This is a genomic window from Aeromonas lusitana (genome assembly GCF_002812985.1).
Classification (GTDB): Bacteria; Pseudomonadota; Gammaproteobacteria; order Enterobacterales; family Aeromonadaceae; genus Aeromonas; species Aeromonas lusitana.
The window spans coordinates 1-14929 of record NZ_PGCP01000010.1; the positions used below are offsets into that span (position 1 = coordinate 1).

Genomic DNA, 14929 nt, shown 5'->3' on the forward strand with positions numbered 1-14929 from the left:
ACATTGAAAATCAAAAATTGTTTTTTGATGCTCGATGCTGTGAGTGCCCACACAGATTGCTTGATTCAAATTGTTAAAGAGCGTTGCAACGTTTCGTCGCTGCGGGAGTGGCATTCTACTCAACCGCCTTCTCGAGTCAAGCCTTATTTTCCAAGGCTTTTCGAGGCACCGACTGGCTTGTTTGCGTTGCCGCTTGCCCTGTCGATGTGGCGCATTATAGAGATATCGATCACATTGGCAAGGGCTGACTGCAATAAAATTGCAAAAAATGGCAATTAGTTAATTATTCATGCTAACACACAGCTTTTATACAAACTTACCCACAGGCACTCGTAAAAAGAGGCCATAAAAGGCCTCTAGGCTGTCTGTTGAGGCCGTTCCCTTATATGCCATCCCATTATCTGGCTCTCATACCGCTCCTATATATAGAGGGCATCAGGCCAACCCGGCCTCGGCAAGCCAGGCGGCCATCAGATCGGCGGCGGGCAGGGCCCGGCAGCCCGAGGCATTCTGCCCGGCCCAGAGCGGGGAGAAGTCGGCACACCCCCGCTTCTCTGCGGCGCTGCGCAGTGGCGCGATGGCTGCGCTGGCATAAGGAAAGGCAGGAGCCTCGGCCGAGAGTGGCCCCAGCTCCCGCATCAGACGGTTGACTATGCCCCGGGCGGGGCGGCCACTGAACAGGTTGGTCAGGGCGGTGTGATGGCGCTGTTCCGACTGGATGGCCGCCCGGTGCAAGGCCGAGGTGGTCGCCTCCGGGCAACAGAGGAAGGCGGTGCCCATCTGCACGGAGCTCGCCCCGAGCGCCAGGGCGGCGCGAATCCCCTTGCCATCGACTATGCCCCCGGCGGCGATCACCGGCAGGTTCACCGCCTGCACTAGCTGCGGTAATAGAGTAAAGGTGCCTTGTTGCAGACTGAGATCATCCGAGAGGAAGTGGCCGCGATGGCCCCCCGCCTCCAGCCCCTGAGCTATGATGGCGTCGGCGCCATGCTCAGCTAACCAGTGCGCCTCTGCCACAGTCGTGGCGCTGGCCAGCACCTTGGCGCCCCAGGACTTCACTCGGTCGAGCAGCTCGGGAGCCGGTAGTCCGAAATGGAAGCTCACCACGGCGGGTTTGAACTCGGCCAGGATGGCCGCATGTTCCGCATTGAAGGGGGCGCGGGTCGGGCTACTCACGCTGGCATCCGCCGCGAGTCCCAGCTCGGCATAATAAGGGGCCAGTGTCTGTCGCCAGCGGCGCTCTTCGGCCGGATCCAGCTCCTGCTGATGGTGGCAGAAGAAGTTGATATTAAAGGGCCCCAAGCCACTTTCTCTGAGCAAGGTCAGAGATCGCCGCAACTCGGCCGGGCTGAGCATGGCGGCTGGTACAGAACCGAGTCCACCGGCGGCGCTAACCGCCAGCGCCAGTGCGCAATCCTGCACCCCCGCCATGGGAGCCTGGATGATGGGGTAGCGGATCCCGAGATCGAGCAAGCTCATGCTTGTGCCTCCCGTATCACCCCTTCATGGGCGACGGTCTGCGCTCTGACCTGTTCTCTGGCCAAGGCGATGGCGCCCTCGATGGCGCCCCGCGCCTTGGGGCTGTTCTGCCAGCAGGTCGAGCCCAGCATGCTGGCCACCAGCTGGACGATATGACTGGCATCGGCCTGGGCCAGTTCGTCCAGGCTGTGGTAGCCCAGTTGCTCGAGTCGGCCGATAACGGTGGGCCCGACCCCTTTCACCCCGAGCAGCAAGGCTCGCTCATCCGCCGGGAACTGTTTCACCTCAGTCATTCATCGCCTCCCTGTGTCATGACGTTCTTTATCTCTCTGCCACATTGCGAAGAGAGTGATCATACTCGCTATTTAACGCACATTTCTTAGCAGGAAATCTGGTTGACCACAGGAGCGAGCCTCCCGTTTGCGCATCTCGTCGGAGCAGGGAACGGCGCTCTCACCGTCCTTGTCGATGCAGACATAGATCTCCCGCAGAAAGCGGCCCCCATCGGCGCAGGCCAAGGTGATGCTCCCCTTGGACAGCCAGGCATTGGCCTCCACCAGATCCTGCTTGAGTTGGTCACGGCTCTTGCGAAGGGGCTGGGCCGGAGCCTGATAGGCCGCAGGCACGGCCACCTTCTCCCGCAGGGTGCTGGCCAGTTGGTGGAACTGCGGCTGGTCGAGACCGGAGCAGGTGCCGTGCTTCTGCCATTCATGGCGATAGAGGAAGCGGCTGGGGTAGAGCCCGGCGAACTCGCGCTCCATCTCGGGATCCAGCTGTTCGCGACCGCAATCGCTCGGGTAGCCGCGCTGATACTGGGGCCAGAGGCCGTGCAGCACGAATCCCAGCGGTCGGCTGCACTGCTCCCGATCCCCCGGTTTGACGGCGCAGTGCTGGGGCGACCAGGAGAGGGCCAGCGCATAGTAGTCAAACTCCCCGGCCCGCCCCTTGGCCTGCACCGCCGAGATCCCCAACAGGGCTCCCATCAGGAGCACCATCATCTGCTTCATCTATTCTCTCCTTCACGTCGCGTGGTTCACCCTGGCAAGGCTGAACGCCCCCAGCACCGAGTCCCATGTTCCCACCGATGGGACCCGAAAAACAACCATCTGAAATGTCCCTACTTATACTGGGTCAGACCAGTAAAGGGTTTCCCCTGCCGGATCAGAGGCGTAAGCTGACTCTCCGGCGAGCCACCGCGTCCCGCCACCCTATCCCCGAATTCAGCTGCAACAGGATGTAACATGATCCGCAAGAATCCCTCAGGTCACCTGCCCGTCATCCACGAATCCGCCTATATCGACAAAACTGCCATCATCTGCGGCAAGGTGATCATCAAGGAGAACGTGTTTGTCGGCCCCTACGCCGTGATCCGTGCCGACGAGGTGGACGAAACCGGTGACATGGAGCCCATCGTCATCGGCGCCAACTCCAACATCCAGGATGGCGTGGTGATCCACTCCAAGTCCGGCGCCGCCGTGACCATCGGCGAGTTCAGCTCCATCGCCCACCGCAGCATAGTGCACGGCCCCTGCGAGGTCGGTAACCGGGTTTTCATCGGCTTCAACAGCGTGCTGTTCAACTGCCATATCGGCGAAGGCTGCGTGGTGCGCCACAACTCGGTCGTCGACGGCTGCGATCTGCCCGCCGGCTTCTATGTGCCCTCCACCACCCGCATCAACCAGCAGAGCGATCTGGCCGAGATCCCCCGGGTCACGGTCGATGCCACCGAGTTCTCCGAGGACGTGGCCCACACCAACATCGATCTGGTCAAGGGTTACAAGGCGCTCTCCAACGAGTTCTGAGTTCCTCCTTATTTAAGAACGAAAAAACGGGCGCTAGGGCGCCCGTTTTTATTGCGGTTCTTATTGCGGTTCTTATTGCGATAGAGGAGTGCTTGCGCGCTAGATGGCCCGCACACAGGCAGCGGCATGAGCCTCGGTTGGCAGATCGGTGAGGGGCTCACCGGTACCCAGATCCAGCAGGGGCGCCTCGCCGTCACCATTGCTGGCGTCGCTGCTCCAGAAGCGGCTGTAGAGCGGCCAACCTTTTTCGGTCAAGAGCTTCATCTCCTCACCGCTCTGGTGATAGGCGGCGAACAGGCTCGCCAGCTCCTGGGCCGTCGGCAGGCGCCAGTCATCGTGACCACGGGCCACCAGCTGCTGGCAATATTCCCGCGCCCGCTCCTGACCCATCATCGCGTAGTTGGCGGTGAAGGGGTTGTAATCCCCGTCCTCGTCCTTCGCGGTGTCGTCATAGGCGATCCTCAGTCGATCCGCCTCGCTCTGGGTGAGCGGGCAGACGAAGGAGAGCCTGCCCGCCACCAGCTCGGGCTGATGACAACCCTGGCTGAAGTCAGGCTGTGCATCCACCACTTGTACCCGCACCGCCAGGGTGCGACCACCGACGCTGAGCCGCAGCCGAGCCGGGCCCACGGCGAGGCCGGTCACGACTCCTTGCCCATCGACCCTTGCCAGTTCGGGCAGTTCGCTGAGCCAAGTCGCCGGTTCACTCAATGTCGTCAGGGTGCCATCGCTCAGGCGTATGGCCGCCTGCAGCGCCAGGGAGCGACCCACTTCCAGCTGAGGCAGTGCTGGCGTCACCACCAGATCCACCGGGATGGCGCCGACAGGACGCGCATCATCCACCTCGCTCAGACCCAGCTCGGCGACACTGGCCGGGATGCGTCTGGGCTCGGCCGAGGCGCCGCGCAGGAACTCGCCGATGGCGTCTAGCTCATCGTTGGTCAGGCCAAGCGCATGGAGGTGATCGGAAGCCTTGGGGAAGAAGGGATCGTGGATATCCGCCCCCGTAGGGAAGCCCACCCCGGTACTCCACTTGGTGACGCCGAAGTTGTACATGGCCACCACCCCCTGCACAGATCCACCGAGACGCTGGGCCAGGATCGGGAAGACGCCGTTGTGCATATAGGGGCCGGTGAAGGCCACGTCTCGCAGGCTCGGAGTCTTGAACAGCCCCATGTCCGCCTGCTGGCGGGTCTGCAGGAAGCGACCCCTGTCTTCCAGATTGCGGCCGTAATAGGTGAGCCCCACGCTCTCGAACTGATGCTGGCTCAGCAAGGGGCCCGAGTGGCAGTTCATGCAGCGGCCATCGGTTCTGAACAGGTGCATGCCCCATAGCGCCTTGTCGCTGAGGGCCTGGGTATCCCCCTTGACGAAACGCTCCAGCGGACTCGGGTTGCTGATGATAGTGCGCTCGAAGGTGGCGATGGCCTTGGCGACCCGATCCAGGGAGATGTGATCATCCCCAAAGGCGGTGGCGAAGGCCGCCCCATAGTCCGGGCTGGCTCGCAGGCGCGTCAGTAGCTCGTCGTGATCCAGCGCCATCTCCACCGGGTTGTTGATGGGGTGCAGGGACTGCTCCTCCAAGGAGCCGACCCGGCCATCCCAGAACTGGGTGCTGCTATAAGCGGCATTGAGGATGGTCGGAGCGTTGCGGGTCCCCTTCTGACCCAGGTGGCCGACCGAGACGCTCAGGCCGTCGCTCCAACCTTTCTGGGGATCGTGACAGCTGGCACAGCTGATGTCGCGGGCCTTCGAGAGCCGCTTGTCGAAGAAGAGCTGCTGACCCAGCACCACCTTGGCTCGGCTGTAAGAGTTATCGGCCGGGAAGGGCACAGCGGGCATGGCTCCCAGCTCCTGCCACTGCACGCCTTCATCTACATTGGCGGCTGGCCACTGGCTGCTGTCGCCGGCGTATTGCGCCCGCAGCGCAGCCAGATCCGGCATGGCGCCGTCACGCACCACCGAGGGGCGCACCGGGTAGAGGGCGACCGTATACCAGAGCAGGCTGCCCGCCCCCTCATCGCGCCAGCTGCGAGTGAGCGGCTGGTAGAGTCGCGCCTTCGCGCTATCCTGCAGCCAGATCCACTCGGGCAGGGCGAGGGCGAAGGTATGGGGATAACGCCAACCCTGCTTGTCGGTGGTGAGCAGGCGTTCGAACTCCACCAGGGTTGGCAGGCGCCAGCCTGTCTGGCCACAGCTGGTCGGGCGCTGTGACAACGAATCCCTAGGAGTCGTCGCCGAGCTCATAAAGCCCTCTCCCGGCAGCCAGTACTGACTGCCCTTGACGCTGGAGACGGTGCGTACATCGTGTAGACACTGCCAATCCCCCTGGGTCAGCAACTTGCCTCTCGCATCCAGTCGCAGCAGCTCGGCGGTCTCGGGCTCGTCCGCGATGACCGGCTTGGCCGGGTAGAGCGCACTCTGGGCGGCCTGAATGGCGACGCCATTGGTGCGGCGATACCAGTTGCGCGCCGCGCTGTCGTCTCGCAGTGCCAGCAGCATCTGCCAGCTGTCTGGGTAGTTGAGCTCGGCCCCCAGTCGCTGGGCCCGCAGCAGGGTGGCGTAGTCCTGAATGGCAGCCTCTTGCTGCAGGCGGATCTCGCCGCCCTGAGCCCACTCACTGGCATCGAGCGCCCCGTCACCATTGAGATCGCTGAGCAGGAAGAGGGCTGTCTCCTCCTCATCCAGGAGCAGCGTCGGCGCGGCGGCGCGGCGAGCCCGATTGTCACCGGCAGCCAGATCGGCCACCAGGGCACTGCTGGCACGCAGGATATAACCATCCTGCTCACCGCTGAGCTCGAGGGGTGCACTCAGCAACAGGCCGGCGGGCAGAGTCAGGGTCGTATCGCCCTGGCCGCTCAGGGTCAGGGATGTGCCTATGCCGGTGGCGCGCTGGCGCAGATTCAGGGTCGCCCCCGGCGCCAGTCGGTCACCCAGATCGATGGCGAGGGTCAGTTCGGCGCGAGTATGGGTCTGCGGCGGCGTGACGATCGGCGGATCTATGACAGGCGGGGTGACTACGGGCGGCTCGACGACAGGAGGTACTGGATTGGAGCCGTCGCTGCTGTTGTCGTTGCAAGCGGTCAGGGCCAGCAAGCTGGCCAGCAGTAATATGGGTTTCATCGTTTGGTTGCGGTGGGCAGACAGGCCGGCGATTATCCACCCAAATGCCAATCATTATCAATTGCGTTCAGCTAATATTCATTTTGATAACAAACGCCATTCCATGGCTACCTTACCTACCGATGACAAGAGGGCCGACACCCATGAGTGCCAGCCCTCTTCAACCTTCCTTTTCGCTCCCATTCAGGGGGGCAGCGTTAACACTTCTTCAGACTGATATGCCAGTTGGCACCGGACGCCACCTGATGCTTGGCGGCGAAGCTGTCCATGTTGAGCGCCACCGACACCTGCAGCAGGCTGTTGAGGTAAATGAGCGGCTGCCCTTCCGGCACATCACCGAAGCTGCTGACATAGGGAGCCTTGCCCTCGAACTTGACCACCTCTCCCTCGCTTATCTTGAGGCAGGCATTGTCCCCCTTGTTGATCCCCGCCTTGGTCAGCAGAGTCTCGTCGATGTTGCTCCAGACGTTGCCGTACTGCACATCCAGGATGGGAATGGTGCCCTTGACGGTGCCGTCGCTCTCGACCAGCGCGGCCTGATAGGGAATGGTCACCACCTCGGCGGGTAGCAGGGGCCCCACCTGCTCATAGCTGATGGTGCCGGAGGCAAGCCGGGCGCCCGTGTAGGCGTACACATCGCGGCCGTGGAAGGTGTAGGACTTCTCGGAACCCTTGAGACGATTGCGCTTCTCATCAATCTGGCGCACCGCCTCTATGCCGAAGTGCTCGGCCACCAGGGTCAGGGTGCCGTTGTCTGGCGAGACTATGTAGTGGCCGCTCCTGGTCTTGAGCACCACAGAGTGGCGCGCCGTGCCCACCCCCGGATCCACCACACTCACGAAGACAGTGCCCTTGGGCCAGTAGTTGATGGTCTGGTAGAGGCGGTAGGAGGCCTCCCAGATGTTGTAGGCCGGGATCTCGTGGGTCAGATCCTGCAGCGGCAATGTTCTGTCCACCCCGAAGGCAACCCCCTTCATGGCCGACACAGCACCATCCTTGAGGCCAAAGTCGGTCTGAATCACCAACGCCTCGTTGGCGAAGGCGCTACCAGCTAGCAGCGAGAGGGTGAGCGCGAGCACGCGGGGAGCGGTGCGAATATCCATATCGGGACTCCTTGGGGATAAATGAAAAAGCAGACACAGCCGTTTAGACATCCAGAATGCCATTAACTCTGCTCTTTGCAAGTCCCGATACCCGAATGGGGGAAAGCGCTCGCCTGCGACCTCGAACGGGTGTATCCATGGGGCTGTGTCGAGCGGTGAAATGAGGAGTTGTGATGACAGAGCGACAAGCCCCCAGGCTCTCCCTGATCCTGGGCGAGCAGACCAGTCGGTTGGAAATCATCCAGCAGGACGGTGTGAGTGAAACATACCCACTGGCCTTCGGCCTGGATGCCATGACGCCGAGCCCGTTTCGCCGGGATCCGCCCAGCGCACTTGAGCTCGAGCAGGCCATCATGGTGGTGGAGGACGTGCTGATGCCGCTCGCGGCCCGGATCCCGCCCCACGAGACGGTGGTACTGCACAGCCCCTACCCGCTGGCCGACAAACTCGGCAGCCAGGAGCTGAGCCGGGAGAGCGTCGAGCAGTTATTCGGCCAGTTTGCCGCCATGGTGGAAGGGGATCCCCTGGCCGCGGCCAACCTGCCCAAGGCGCGCCACTTCGCCGCTACCCTCCTGATCCTGCGAGAATGGATGCACCATCTGGATGCCAGGCAAGTGATCTTGGCCGATTCATAGTACCGAGGCCAGAATAGGCCTCTTTTGCACCTCAATGCGGTGGAGCCGTGCCACTAGGCCACTGAGCCACGCAGGCAAATCATCTCACTCCCTCGGCGAATAGTGCCTGCGCCACTGGCTTGGCTGACACAGGGTTATGTTAAAAAATTCCCCTGCTTATCTCACCCTATTCGGCCATGCACGGGAATATTTTCGCTTTCATCACCACAGCCAAATTGTTCCGACAAGAAACGAACCAGGTAGAAACCGTTTGCTGCATTTTTCTCGTGTTCCCCCTATTCGACTCCCTATCACAAAACTCACTTGATGCATGGTTTTTAAGCACTCTTTCCCCCCATTCGGGGGCCTTTCTTCGCGATGATAAGTGCTAGAGTCTGCCGCTGTTTTTTCCTTAATAAACGAGATGTTATATGAATAAGTTAGTTGTTTCATATGGCTTGATAGTGATAACAAGCTTATTAACGGGTTGTGCCAGTGAATCCTCCCGTTCGGTTGCGGTACCGAAAGTCGCGTCCTACCAGAGCCATTATCAGGGCGTGCGTAGCCCGATTGCCGTTGGCAAGTTTGATAACCGCTCCAGCTACATGCGTGGCATCTTCTCCGATGGCGTAGATCGACTGGGCAGCCAGGCAAAAACAGTGCTGATCACCCATCTTCAGCAAACTGGCCGATTCAGTGTGCTGGATCGTGACAACATGGCAGAGATTAAGACTGAGGCCGGTATCAAACAGCAGGCCCAGCAGCTCAAGGGCGCTGATTATGTCGTGACTGGCGACGTGACCGAGTTCGGTCGCAAGGAAGTCGGTGACCATCAGCTGTTTGGCATTCTGGGCCGTGGCAAATCACAAATTGCCTATGCCAAGGTCAATCTGAACATAGTCAACGTCACCACCTCAGAAGTTGTCTTCTCTTCCCAAGGCGCCGGGGAATACGAGCTTTCCAACCGCGAGATCATTGGCTTCGGTGGCACCGCCAGCTACGACTCCACTCTGAATGGCAAGGTGCTGGATCTCGCGATCCGCGAGGCCGTCAACAACCTGGTTAGCGGTATCGAGACTGGCGCCTGGCGTCCGGCACAATAAGGGAAGAACATGATGAAGACTTTCAACCTCTACCTGCTGCTGGCAAGCAGCCTGTTGCTCACTGCTTGTGCCCAAGGCCCACGCAACCTGTACAACTGGGATCAATACCAGACCGTCGTTTACCAACACATGCAAGGTGACGAGACCGGCGTCGAGGCCCAGATCACTGCGCTGGAGAAGAACCAACAAGAGGCCAGTGCCAAGGGCCAGGCGGTTCCTCCTGGTTTTCACGCCCACCTGGGCATGCTCTATGCCCAATTGGGCAAGGATGAACAAACCCGCCAGCAATTTGAAACCGAGAAGCGCCTCTTCCCCGAGTCAGCTCCCTTCATGAACTTCCTGATGTCCAACAAGAAAGGTGTGACTCAATGACCCTGCGTGCCTTCTTCCCGCTCCTGCTGGGCGCCCTCCTGCTATCCGGTTGCGCACAACGCACCAGTTACGACTACAGCGACTTCAAGGAGAGCAAACCGACCTCCATTCTGGTACTTCCTCCGGTAAACAACTCCCCTGATGTCAAGGCTGGCCCCAGCCTGCAGTCCCAAATCACCTACCCGCTTGCCGAGTCAGGTTATTATGTTCTGCCGGTTGCAGTCACCAACGAAACGTTTCGGCAGAACGGCGTCACCGAAGCTGCGGACATTCACGCCCTGCCAATAAAAAAGCTCCATGAGATCTATGGCGCAGATACTGCGTTGTATATCGACATCGGAAACTACGGCACTAGCTACTTGGTCATCAGCAGCGAGACCGTGGTGACAGCCAGTGCTCGTCTGGTCGATCTGCGCACCGGCAAGCAGTTGTGGGCCGGCTCCGCGAGTGCTAGCAGTGCCGAACAACAAGGCAATTCGGGGGGTGGCCTCATTGGTATGCTGGTCGTGGCCGTCGTCAACCAGATCGCCAACACAGTCACAGATAAAGGACACGAAATTGCCGGGGTCACCAGCTTCCGCTTGCTGAGCGCCGACATGCCCAATGGCATCCTCTATGGCCCTTACTCGCCGAAATATCAAAAGAAGTAAGGAATCCAATGTTATTAAAAGAGGGCGCCAGCCCTCTTTTTTATTGCCATCATTATTGCCGCCCAATGCTCACTCATGCCCATTCAACCGCCATTCAGCCTGCATCAGTTATCAGAAACCATAATGCCATAGCTCACTTTTCCACCCATTCGCCAGCAAGGGTCTCTCCCGCCATCCCTGTGTGACATAAATGGCTATCTATCTCCTTGATATTAATGGGGCATTTCTCTGACAATTGGCCATCGCCCAGAGCACTGCTTGCTTATACTGGGTCAAGTCAGTAATCACGAAACGCTCTCTCGCCACGTTAGGAAAGGCTCAGACATGTCGGTATCGAAGTTGCGCCCCCTCCCCAGCAAGTGGCTGACCAGGCTAGGATTACTGTGTCTGGCGCTGGCTGGGCTGGCAGTGGTGTGCTACTACACCTACCTCAATATCCGTCACGACATGCAGCTCATCACCGCCAAGCAGCAAAACGTGTTCGAGGTGTTCTACCAAAGGGCGCGCATCCTCTCCCCGGCCCAGCTGGCGCAGTTCATCGACGAGAGTGCCATCAAGACCCCCATTTTCAGCGAGAACCGGGATGCCCTGGTCTATGTCTATGGCTATGACTTCAAAACCCTGGATCCCCTGGCCCAGATCCCCCTGATGCCGTCGATCCGCGAGACCCTGGCCACCTATCAGTACGTGCTCTCGTATCCCGAGGTCATCAACCTCTACGCCATCTTCGACGATCACCGCCTGCTCGGCATGATGGCAGACAACCGCGACCTGCCGGCCCGCTTGCAGCCGGCCAACAGGGTGCTGAACAAGATGGAGCACTGGTTTCATTATTTCGGCTGCGCCGCCTTCGCCATGACTCACGAGCCCTGCAGCAGAGACGAAGCCCAGGTGTCCGACATCTACACGGACACCTTCACCGGGCGCCAGACCATCACCATGTATTTCCCCTTCGACTATTACGAGCACGCCACCCGGGCCTATCGTTATGGCCTGACCGGGGTCGACATCGCCGTCGACGCCGCCTTCAAGGATGTGTTGCAACCCTATGAGGGGCTCAACCCAACCCGCACCGTCATCACCTTCGATGCGGTCGAACCCTGCCGCCCCTATCACATCTGCCTGAGCACCCCGCTGATGCGCACCAAGGCCGGGGCCGATCTCTATCTGAAGTGGTCTTACTCCTACGATGACTTCGTTCAGCGGCTACTGCGCTACAGCCCTGCCTTCAAGCTCTACCTCATCGCCCTGCTGCTGGTGATGCTGACCTGGCGCCGGATCTACGCCCGTCTGCGCACCTTGGCCCACACGGATCAGCTGACCCGCTTGCCACGGCGAGACATCCTGGACCAGGCCATGCTGCAGGAGCACGACTACCTGATGATCCTGGACATCGACAACTTCAAGGCCATCAACGACAGCTATGGCCACAGCGTGGGGGACACGGCCCTGGTCGCCTTCGCCCGCTACCTGCACGGCCACATTCGTCACGGTGACACCGCCATTCGCTGGGGGGGTGAGGAGTTTATCACCCTCTACAGGGGACTAGGGGACGAGGCCGAGATGCGCCAATGCGTCGCCCGCCTGCTGGCGCAGCCACTGCAGATAGCCGAGCTGCCCGTCCCCATCACCTTCTCGGCCGGCATCATCCGCATCCGTGACTACCTGACGGTGCCGGACGCCGTGACCCTGGCGGACGAGCTGCTCTATCACGTCAAGCAACACGGCAAGCACAACATCGCCTACTACCAGGGGCAGAAGATAAGGCTCGTCAGGGAGCCAACGCCACCCGCAGCGCAGTAACCGAGCACAAATATCTGCTCACTCCTGCCCTGCTGGTTGAAGAGAGGCAGGCAGCCGCGCTCGTTATCAACTTCTGCTGCACGAAGCGCTTCTGTTACCATTCATCCCTGTGACTGTTTTCACCCTGGCCGCGATAGCCCAACCTGGTACCCCTATGTCTCTTGCCTCCTTTGCCGAACTGGCCCTCTCCTCTCCCTTACAACAGACCCTGAAGGATCTGGGCTATACAGCGCCGACTCCCATTCAGGCTGCCGCCATTCCCCTGGTGCTGACGGGGCGGGATCTGCTGGCGGGCGCCCAGACCGGCACCGGCAAGACGGCCGCCTTCGTGCTGCCCATCCTGCAGCTGTTGATGGTGCAGCAAACGGAGCCGGCCGCCACTCGCCCCATCCGCGCCCTGGTGCTGGTGCCGACCCGGGAGCTGGCGGTGCAGGTGCATGAGAGTGTGCTGCGCTATGGCAAGGAGACTGGGCTCACCAGCGCTTTGGTGTACGGCGGGGTCAGCATAGCGGCTCAGGTAGAGGCGCTCAGAAACGGGGTGGATATCCTGATCGCCACCCCGGGCCGGTTGCTCGATCACCTGCGCCAGGGGGCGCTCAGCCTCTCGCAGCTCACCCATCTGGTGTTCGACGAGGCGGACCGCATGCTCGACATGGGCTTTATGGACGAGATCAAGGCCCTGCTCAGACAGATACCCGCCGAGCGCCAGACCCTGCTGTTTTCCGCCACCTGTGACGACAACCTGTACGCCTTGAGCAAAGTCTTGCTGCGCGACCCGGCTCTGATTGAAGTCGCCCCGCGCAACACCACGGCGGCCGAGATAGAGCAGCGGGTCTATACGGTGGATGGCGATCGCAAGCAGGCTCTGGTCGAACACCTGATAAAAGTGAAGGGCTATGCACCGGCACTCATTTTCAGTCGTACCCGGCAAGGGGCCGACCAGCTGGCCCAGCGGCTCGGCAAGGCGGGCATCAATGCGCTGGCCTTCCACGGGGATCTCTCTCAAAGCGCGCGGGAAAAAGTGTTGCTGGAGTTTCGCGCCGGCACCCTGCAAGCGCTGGTTGCCACTGATGTGGCGGCCCGCGGGCTGGATATCTTGGATCTCAACTACGTGATCAACCTGGAATTCCCGCATCAGCCGGAGGATTACGTGCACCGCATCGGCCGCACCGGCCGCGCCGGCAACAAGGGGCTCGCCATCACACTGTTCAGCCAGGACGACGCGCCGCTGCTTGAAAAAGTCGAAGCCGTGCTCGATACCCGGCTGCCCCAGCAGTGGTTCCCGGGTTTCGAACCCGATCTCACCCGCTTCGAGCCCGAGCCCCGCCGCAATAGCAGGGCCGCCCAGAAGCAGAAGGCCAGAAAGCAGGCACTGACGAGCAACAAAAGCGGCAAAGGCAAGCATTAACGACGACCTTTGCCATCAACAAGGGGGGCAGAACCGGGAAAGAGCAAAGCCTCAGTCTCTGCATCCATCCCCAATAAAAAACGCCCGATTGGGCGTTTTTTTATTGCCTTTATCCAGATATCACGAGGGCTGAGGGAGTGGCTCGGCCGGCAGGGACTTGAGGATCCGCCGCTCCGCCAGAGTGGAGAGGATAAACATCGCCAGATAGCCCAGACCCAGCGCCACTATGATGGCCACCACGTTGGCGGTGAACTCGGCCACCAGGTAGTAGGCCGCCACCAGGGCCACTATGCCCACCAGGCGGATGATCAGGCTCTCGGTGAAGTGGCCGTGGGCCTTGATATAGGCGAGCTGATAGCCGTTGAGCATCATAAAGATAAAGAAGATGGAGAAGTGGAACAGTACGGGCACGGCCCCCACATAGTCGGCGGGGAACAGCAGTAATACCAGCGACTTACCCCATATAAGCATCACCATGAAGAATATTGTGCTGACTACAGCACTCAGACGGAAGATCCAGCTACGGATCAGCCGGATCTGGCGGTGATCTCCGCTGCGCAGATTGACCGCCAATTCCGGCAGCACGAAGCGGTAGATGGGGAAGACGAACAGCAGGGTCATATAGGTGAAGATGGGACGCACCACCACCTGAAAATCCCCCAGCTCGTCGAGGCTGAAGTGGCGTATGGTGAGCAGTACAGTGATGTAGATCATCAGGATACTGGCCCCTGCCTCGAGCGAAGCGGTGAAGCTCTTCTTCACATAGCTGCGCATCTCGGGGCCAAGCGCGACCTTGGCCAACGGTCGGGTGGCGATGGCCCGGCGCCGGTGCAGATACATATAACCCGCGATGCCGAGCGACGAGAAGGTCAGCCCGTAGAACAGCGAGCCAAGCGCATCCAGCCCAAGGCCGAAGTAGCAGATCCCGAACATCAGGGCATTGGCGAGCGGCTCCAGCCAGGTGACCCGATTCGAGATCTCGTACATCCGGTACATGGCCACCAGATTGGTGAAGTAGACCTTGAACCCCAGCCCGAAGATGATCCCCACCAGTTGCAGATACTCGGCCCGGATATGGAGCCCGTGTTTGATATAGGGGATCACGACGCCCCAGGTGAGCAGCACCATGCCGATCAGGAAGTAGCGGAAGATATTGATGATGTCCCGATCGTTCCTGGTCTGGGAGTAACTCACCACCATGGAGGAGCGAAAGCCGGTCATCAGGATAAGGGAGAGCGAGATCAAATCCACCACGCTGTTGAACAGCGCCAGATCACCCTTGGCCACCCACTGCGCCAGCCACACCTTGAAGGCGAAGCCGATGATGATGCTGGCGAGCGACGCCCACATGCCGGTGACGAAGGCCTGCTTGAGGCGGGTGAGAGAGTCAGTTTGCACGTCTTGCGTAACTTGCATGGGTCGAAAGGCCGGGTCGCTGCGAGGCAAGGGAGAGGCCCATCTTATAAAAGGGA

General features: G+C 60.4%; 14 protein-coding genes. 8 read left to right on the forward strand and 6 right to left on the reverse strand.

Features of this window, described 5'->3' with window-relative positions:
* Nucleotides 1–279, forward strand: a 279-nt coding sequence (locus CUC44_RS21150) for a hypothetical protein (RefSeq protein WP_208621039.1), incomplete at its 5' end; no start/stop codon positions are given.
* Nucleotides 280–435: 156 nt separating this feature from the next.
* Here the strand turns inward: CUC44_RS21150 and CUC44_RS07195 are convergent.
* The 3 genes from CUC44_RS07195 to CUC44_RS07205 all read right to left on the reverse strand — a co-directional run bounded on the left by CUC44_RS07195 (nucleotide 436) and on the right by CUC44_RS07205 (nucleotide 2486).
* Nucleotides 436–1479 (reverse strand): NAD(P)H-dependent flavin oxidoreductase, encoded by a 1044-nt coding sequence (locus CUC44_RS07195; protein WP_100859301.1) that lies wholly within the window; start codon nucleotides 1477–1479, stop codon nucleotides 436–438.
* Entirely contained in the window at nucleotides 1476–1772 is a 297-nt protein-coding gene (locus CUC44_RS07200; protein WP_100859302.1) for a Pathogenicity locus, read from the reverse strand. Before CUC44_RS07200 ends, CUC44_RS07195 begins: the two co-directional genes overlap by 4 nt.
* Nucleotides 1773–1844: 72 nt before the next feature.
* Entirely contained in the window at nucleotides 1845–2486 is a 642-nt protein-coding gene (locus CUC44_RS07205; protein ID WP_100859303.1) for a ribonuclease T2 family protein, read from the reverse strand.
* Nucleotides 2487–2720: 234 nt separating this feature from the next.
* Between CUC44_RS07205 and CUC44_RS07210 the strand changes: the two genes are divergently transcribed.
* Nucleotides 2721–3281, forward strand: a complete 561-nt coding sequence (locus CUC44_RS07210; RefSeq protein WP_042641619.1) for a gamma carbonic anhydrase family protein — start codon at nucleotides 2721–2723, stop codon at nucleotides 3279–3281.
* A gap of 99 nt (nucleotides 3282–3380) precedes the next feature.
* Here the strand turns inward: CUC44_RS07210 and CUC44_RS07215 are convergent, their stop codons facing one another.
* Both CUC44_RS07215 and CUC44_RS07220 read right to left on the reverse strand, forming a co-directional pair.
* The gene (locus CUC44_RS07215; protein WP_100859304.1) at nucleotides 3381–6404 is read right to left on the reverse strand and encodes a cytochrome c peroxidase; all 3024 of its coding nucleotides are present in this window, start codon (nucleotides 6402–6404) and stop codon (nucleotides 3381–3383) included.
* A 197-nt stretch (nucleotides 6405–6601) separates the two neighbouring features.
* Nucleotides 6602–7507, reverse strand: coding sequence for an SAM hydrolase/SAM-dependent halogenase family protein (locus tag CUC44_RS07220; RefSeq protein ID WP_100859305.1), 906 nt, complete (start codon nucleotides 7505–7507; stop codon nucleotides 6602–6604).
* Between the two features lie 173 nt (nucleotides 7508–7680).
* Here CUC44_RS07220 and CUC44_RS07225 point away from each other — a divergent pair, with 173 nt between their 5' ends.
* From CUC44_RS07225 to CUC44_RS07250, 6 genes are all read left to right on the forward strand, one after another.
* Entirely contained in the window at nucleotides 7681–8142 is a 462-nt protein-coding gene (locus CUC44_RS07225; RefSeq protein WP_100859306.1) for a hypothetical protein, read from the forward strand.
* Nucleotides 8143–8552: 410 nt separating this feature from the next.
* Nucleotides 8553–9224, forward strand: coding sequence for a CsgG/HfaB family protein (locus CUC44_RS07230; protein WP_100859307.1), 672 nt, complete (start codon nucleotides 8553–8555; stop codon nucleotides 9222–9224).
* A 9-nt stretch (nucleotides 9225–9233) separates the two neighbouring features.
* Nucleotides 9234–9596: a DUF4810 domain-containing protein gene (locus CUC44_RS07235; RefSeq protein WP_244166731.1), complete on the forward strand. Its 363-nt coding sequence runs from the start codon at nucleotides 9234–9236 to the stop codon at nucleotides 9594–9596.
* The gene (locus tag CUC44_RS07240; RefSeq protein ID WP_100859309.1) at nucleotides 9593–10246 is read left to right on the forward strand and encodes a DUF799 domain-containing protein; all 654 of its coding nucleotides are present in this window, start codon (nucleotides 9593–9595) and stop codon (nucleotides 10244–10246) included. Before CUC44_RS07235 ends, CUC44_RS07240 begins: the two co-directional genes overlap by 4 nt.
* A 324-nt stretch (nucleotides 10247–10570) precedes the next feature.
* Complete coding sequence (locus tag CUC44_RS07245) at nucleotides 10571–12049, forward strand: GGDEF domain-containing protein (RefSeq protein ID WP_100859310.1); 1479 nt, start codon at nucleotides 10571–10573, stop codon at nucleotides 12047–12049.
* Between the two features lie 154 nt (nucleotides 12050–12203).
* Entirely contained in the window at nucleotides 12204–13457 is a 1254-nt protein-coding gene (locus CUC44_RS07250) for a DEAD/DEAH box helicase (RefSeq protein WP_100859311.1), read from the forward strand.
* Between the two features lie 120 nt (nucleotides 13458–13577).
* Here CUC44_RS07250 and CUC44_RS07255 read toward each other — a convergent pair whose 3' ends face one another.
* Nucleotides 13578–14873, reverse strand: a complete 1296-nt coding sequence (locus CUC44_RS07255; RefSeq protein ID WP_100859416.1) for a lipopolysaccharide biosynthesis protein — start codon at nucleotides 14871–14873, stop codon at nucleotides 13578–13580.
* Nucleotides 14874–14929: the final 56 nt, after the last annotated feature.

What these genes read in the sequence shown, in the direction of transcription:
- CUC44_RS07205 (WP_100859303.1), bottom strand. Translation starts at nt 2,486, where the DNA reads ATGAAGCAGATGATGGTGCTCCTGATGGGAGCCCTGTTGGGGATCTCG.
- CUC44_RS07245 (WP_100859310.1), top strand. Translation starts at nt 10,571, where the DNA reads ATGTCGGTATCGAAGTTGCGCCCCCTCCCCAGCAAGTGGCTGACCAGG.
- CUC44_RS07230 (WP_100859307.1), top strand. Translation starts at nt 8,553, where the DNA reads ATGAATAAGTTAGTTGTTTCATATGGCTTGATAGTGATAACAAGCTTA.
- CUC44_RS07255 (WP_100859416.1), bottom strand. Translation starts at nt 14,873, where the DNA reads ATGCAAGTTACGCAAGACGTGCAAACTGACTCTCTCACCCGCCTCAAG.
- CUC44_RS07240 (WP_100859309.1), top strand. Translation starts at nt 9,593, where the DNA reads ATGACCCTGCGTGCCTTCTTCCCGCTCCTGCTGGGCGCCCTCCTGCTA.
- CUC44_RS07215 (WP_100859304.1), bottom strand. Translation starts at nt 6,404, where the DNA reads ATGAAACCCATATTACTGCTGGCCAGCTTGCTGGCCCTGACCGCTTGC.
- CUC44_RS07235 (WP_244166731.1), top strand. Translation starts at nt 9,234, where the DNA reads ATGATGAAGACTTTCAACCTCTACCTGCTGCTGGCAAGCAGCCTGTTG.
- CUC44_RS07225 (WP_100859306.1), top strand. Translation starts at nt 7,681, where the DNA reads ATGACAGAGCGACAAGCCCCCAGGCTCTCCCTGATCCTGGGCGAGCAG.
- CUC44_RS07250 (WP_100859311.1), top strand. Translation starts at nt 12,204, where the DNA reads ATGTCTCTTGCCTCCTTTGCCGAACTGGCCCTCTCCTCTCCCTTACAA.
- CUC44_RS07195 (WP_100859301.1), bottom strand. Translation starts at nt 1,479, where the DNA reads ATGAGCTTGCTCGATCTCGGGATCCGCTACCCCATCATCCAGGCTCCC.
- CUC44_RS07200 (WP_100859302.1), bottom strand. Translation starts at nt 1,772, where the DNA reads ATGACTGAGGTGAAACAGTTCCCGGCGGATGAGCGAGCCTTGCTGCTC.
- CUC44_RS07220 (WP_100859305.1), bottom strand. Translation starts at nt 7,507, where the DNA reads ATGGATATTCGCACCGCTCCCCGCGTGCTCGCGCTCACCCTCTCGCTG.
- CUC44_RS07210 (WP_042641619.1), top strand. Translation starts at nt 2,721, where the DNA reads ATGATCCGCAAGAATCCCTCAGGTCACCTGCCCGTCATCCACGAATCC.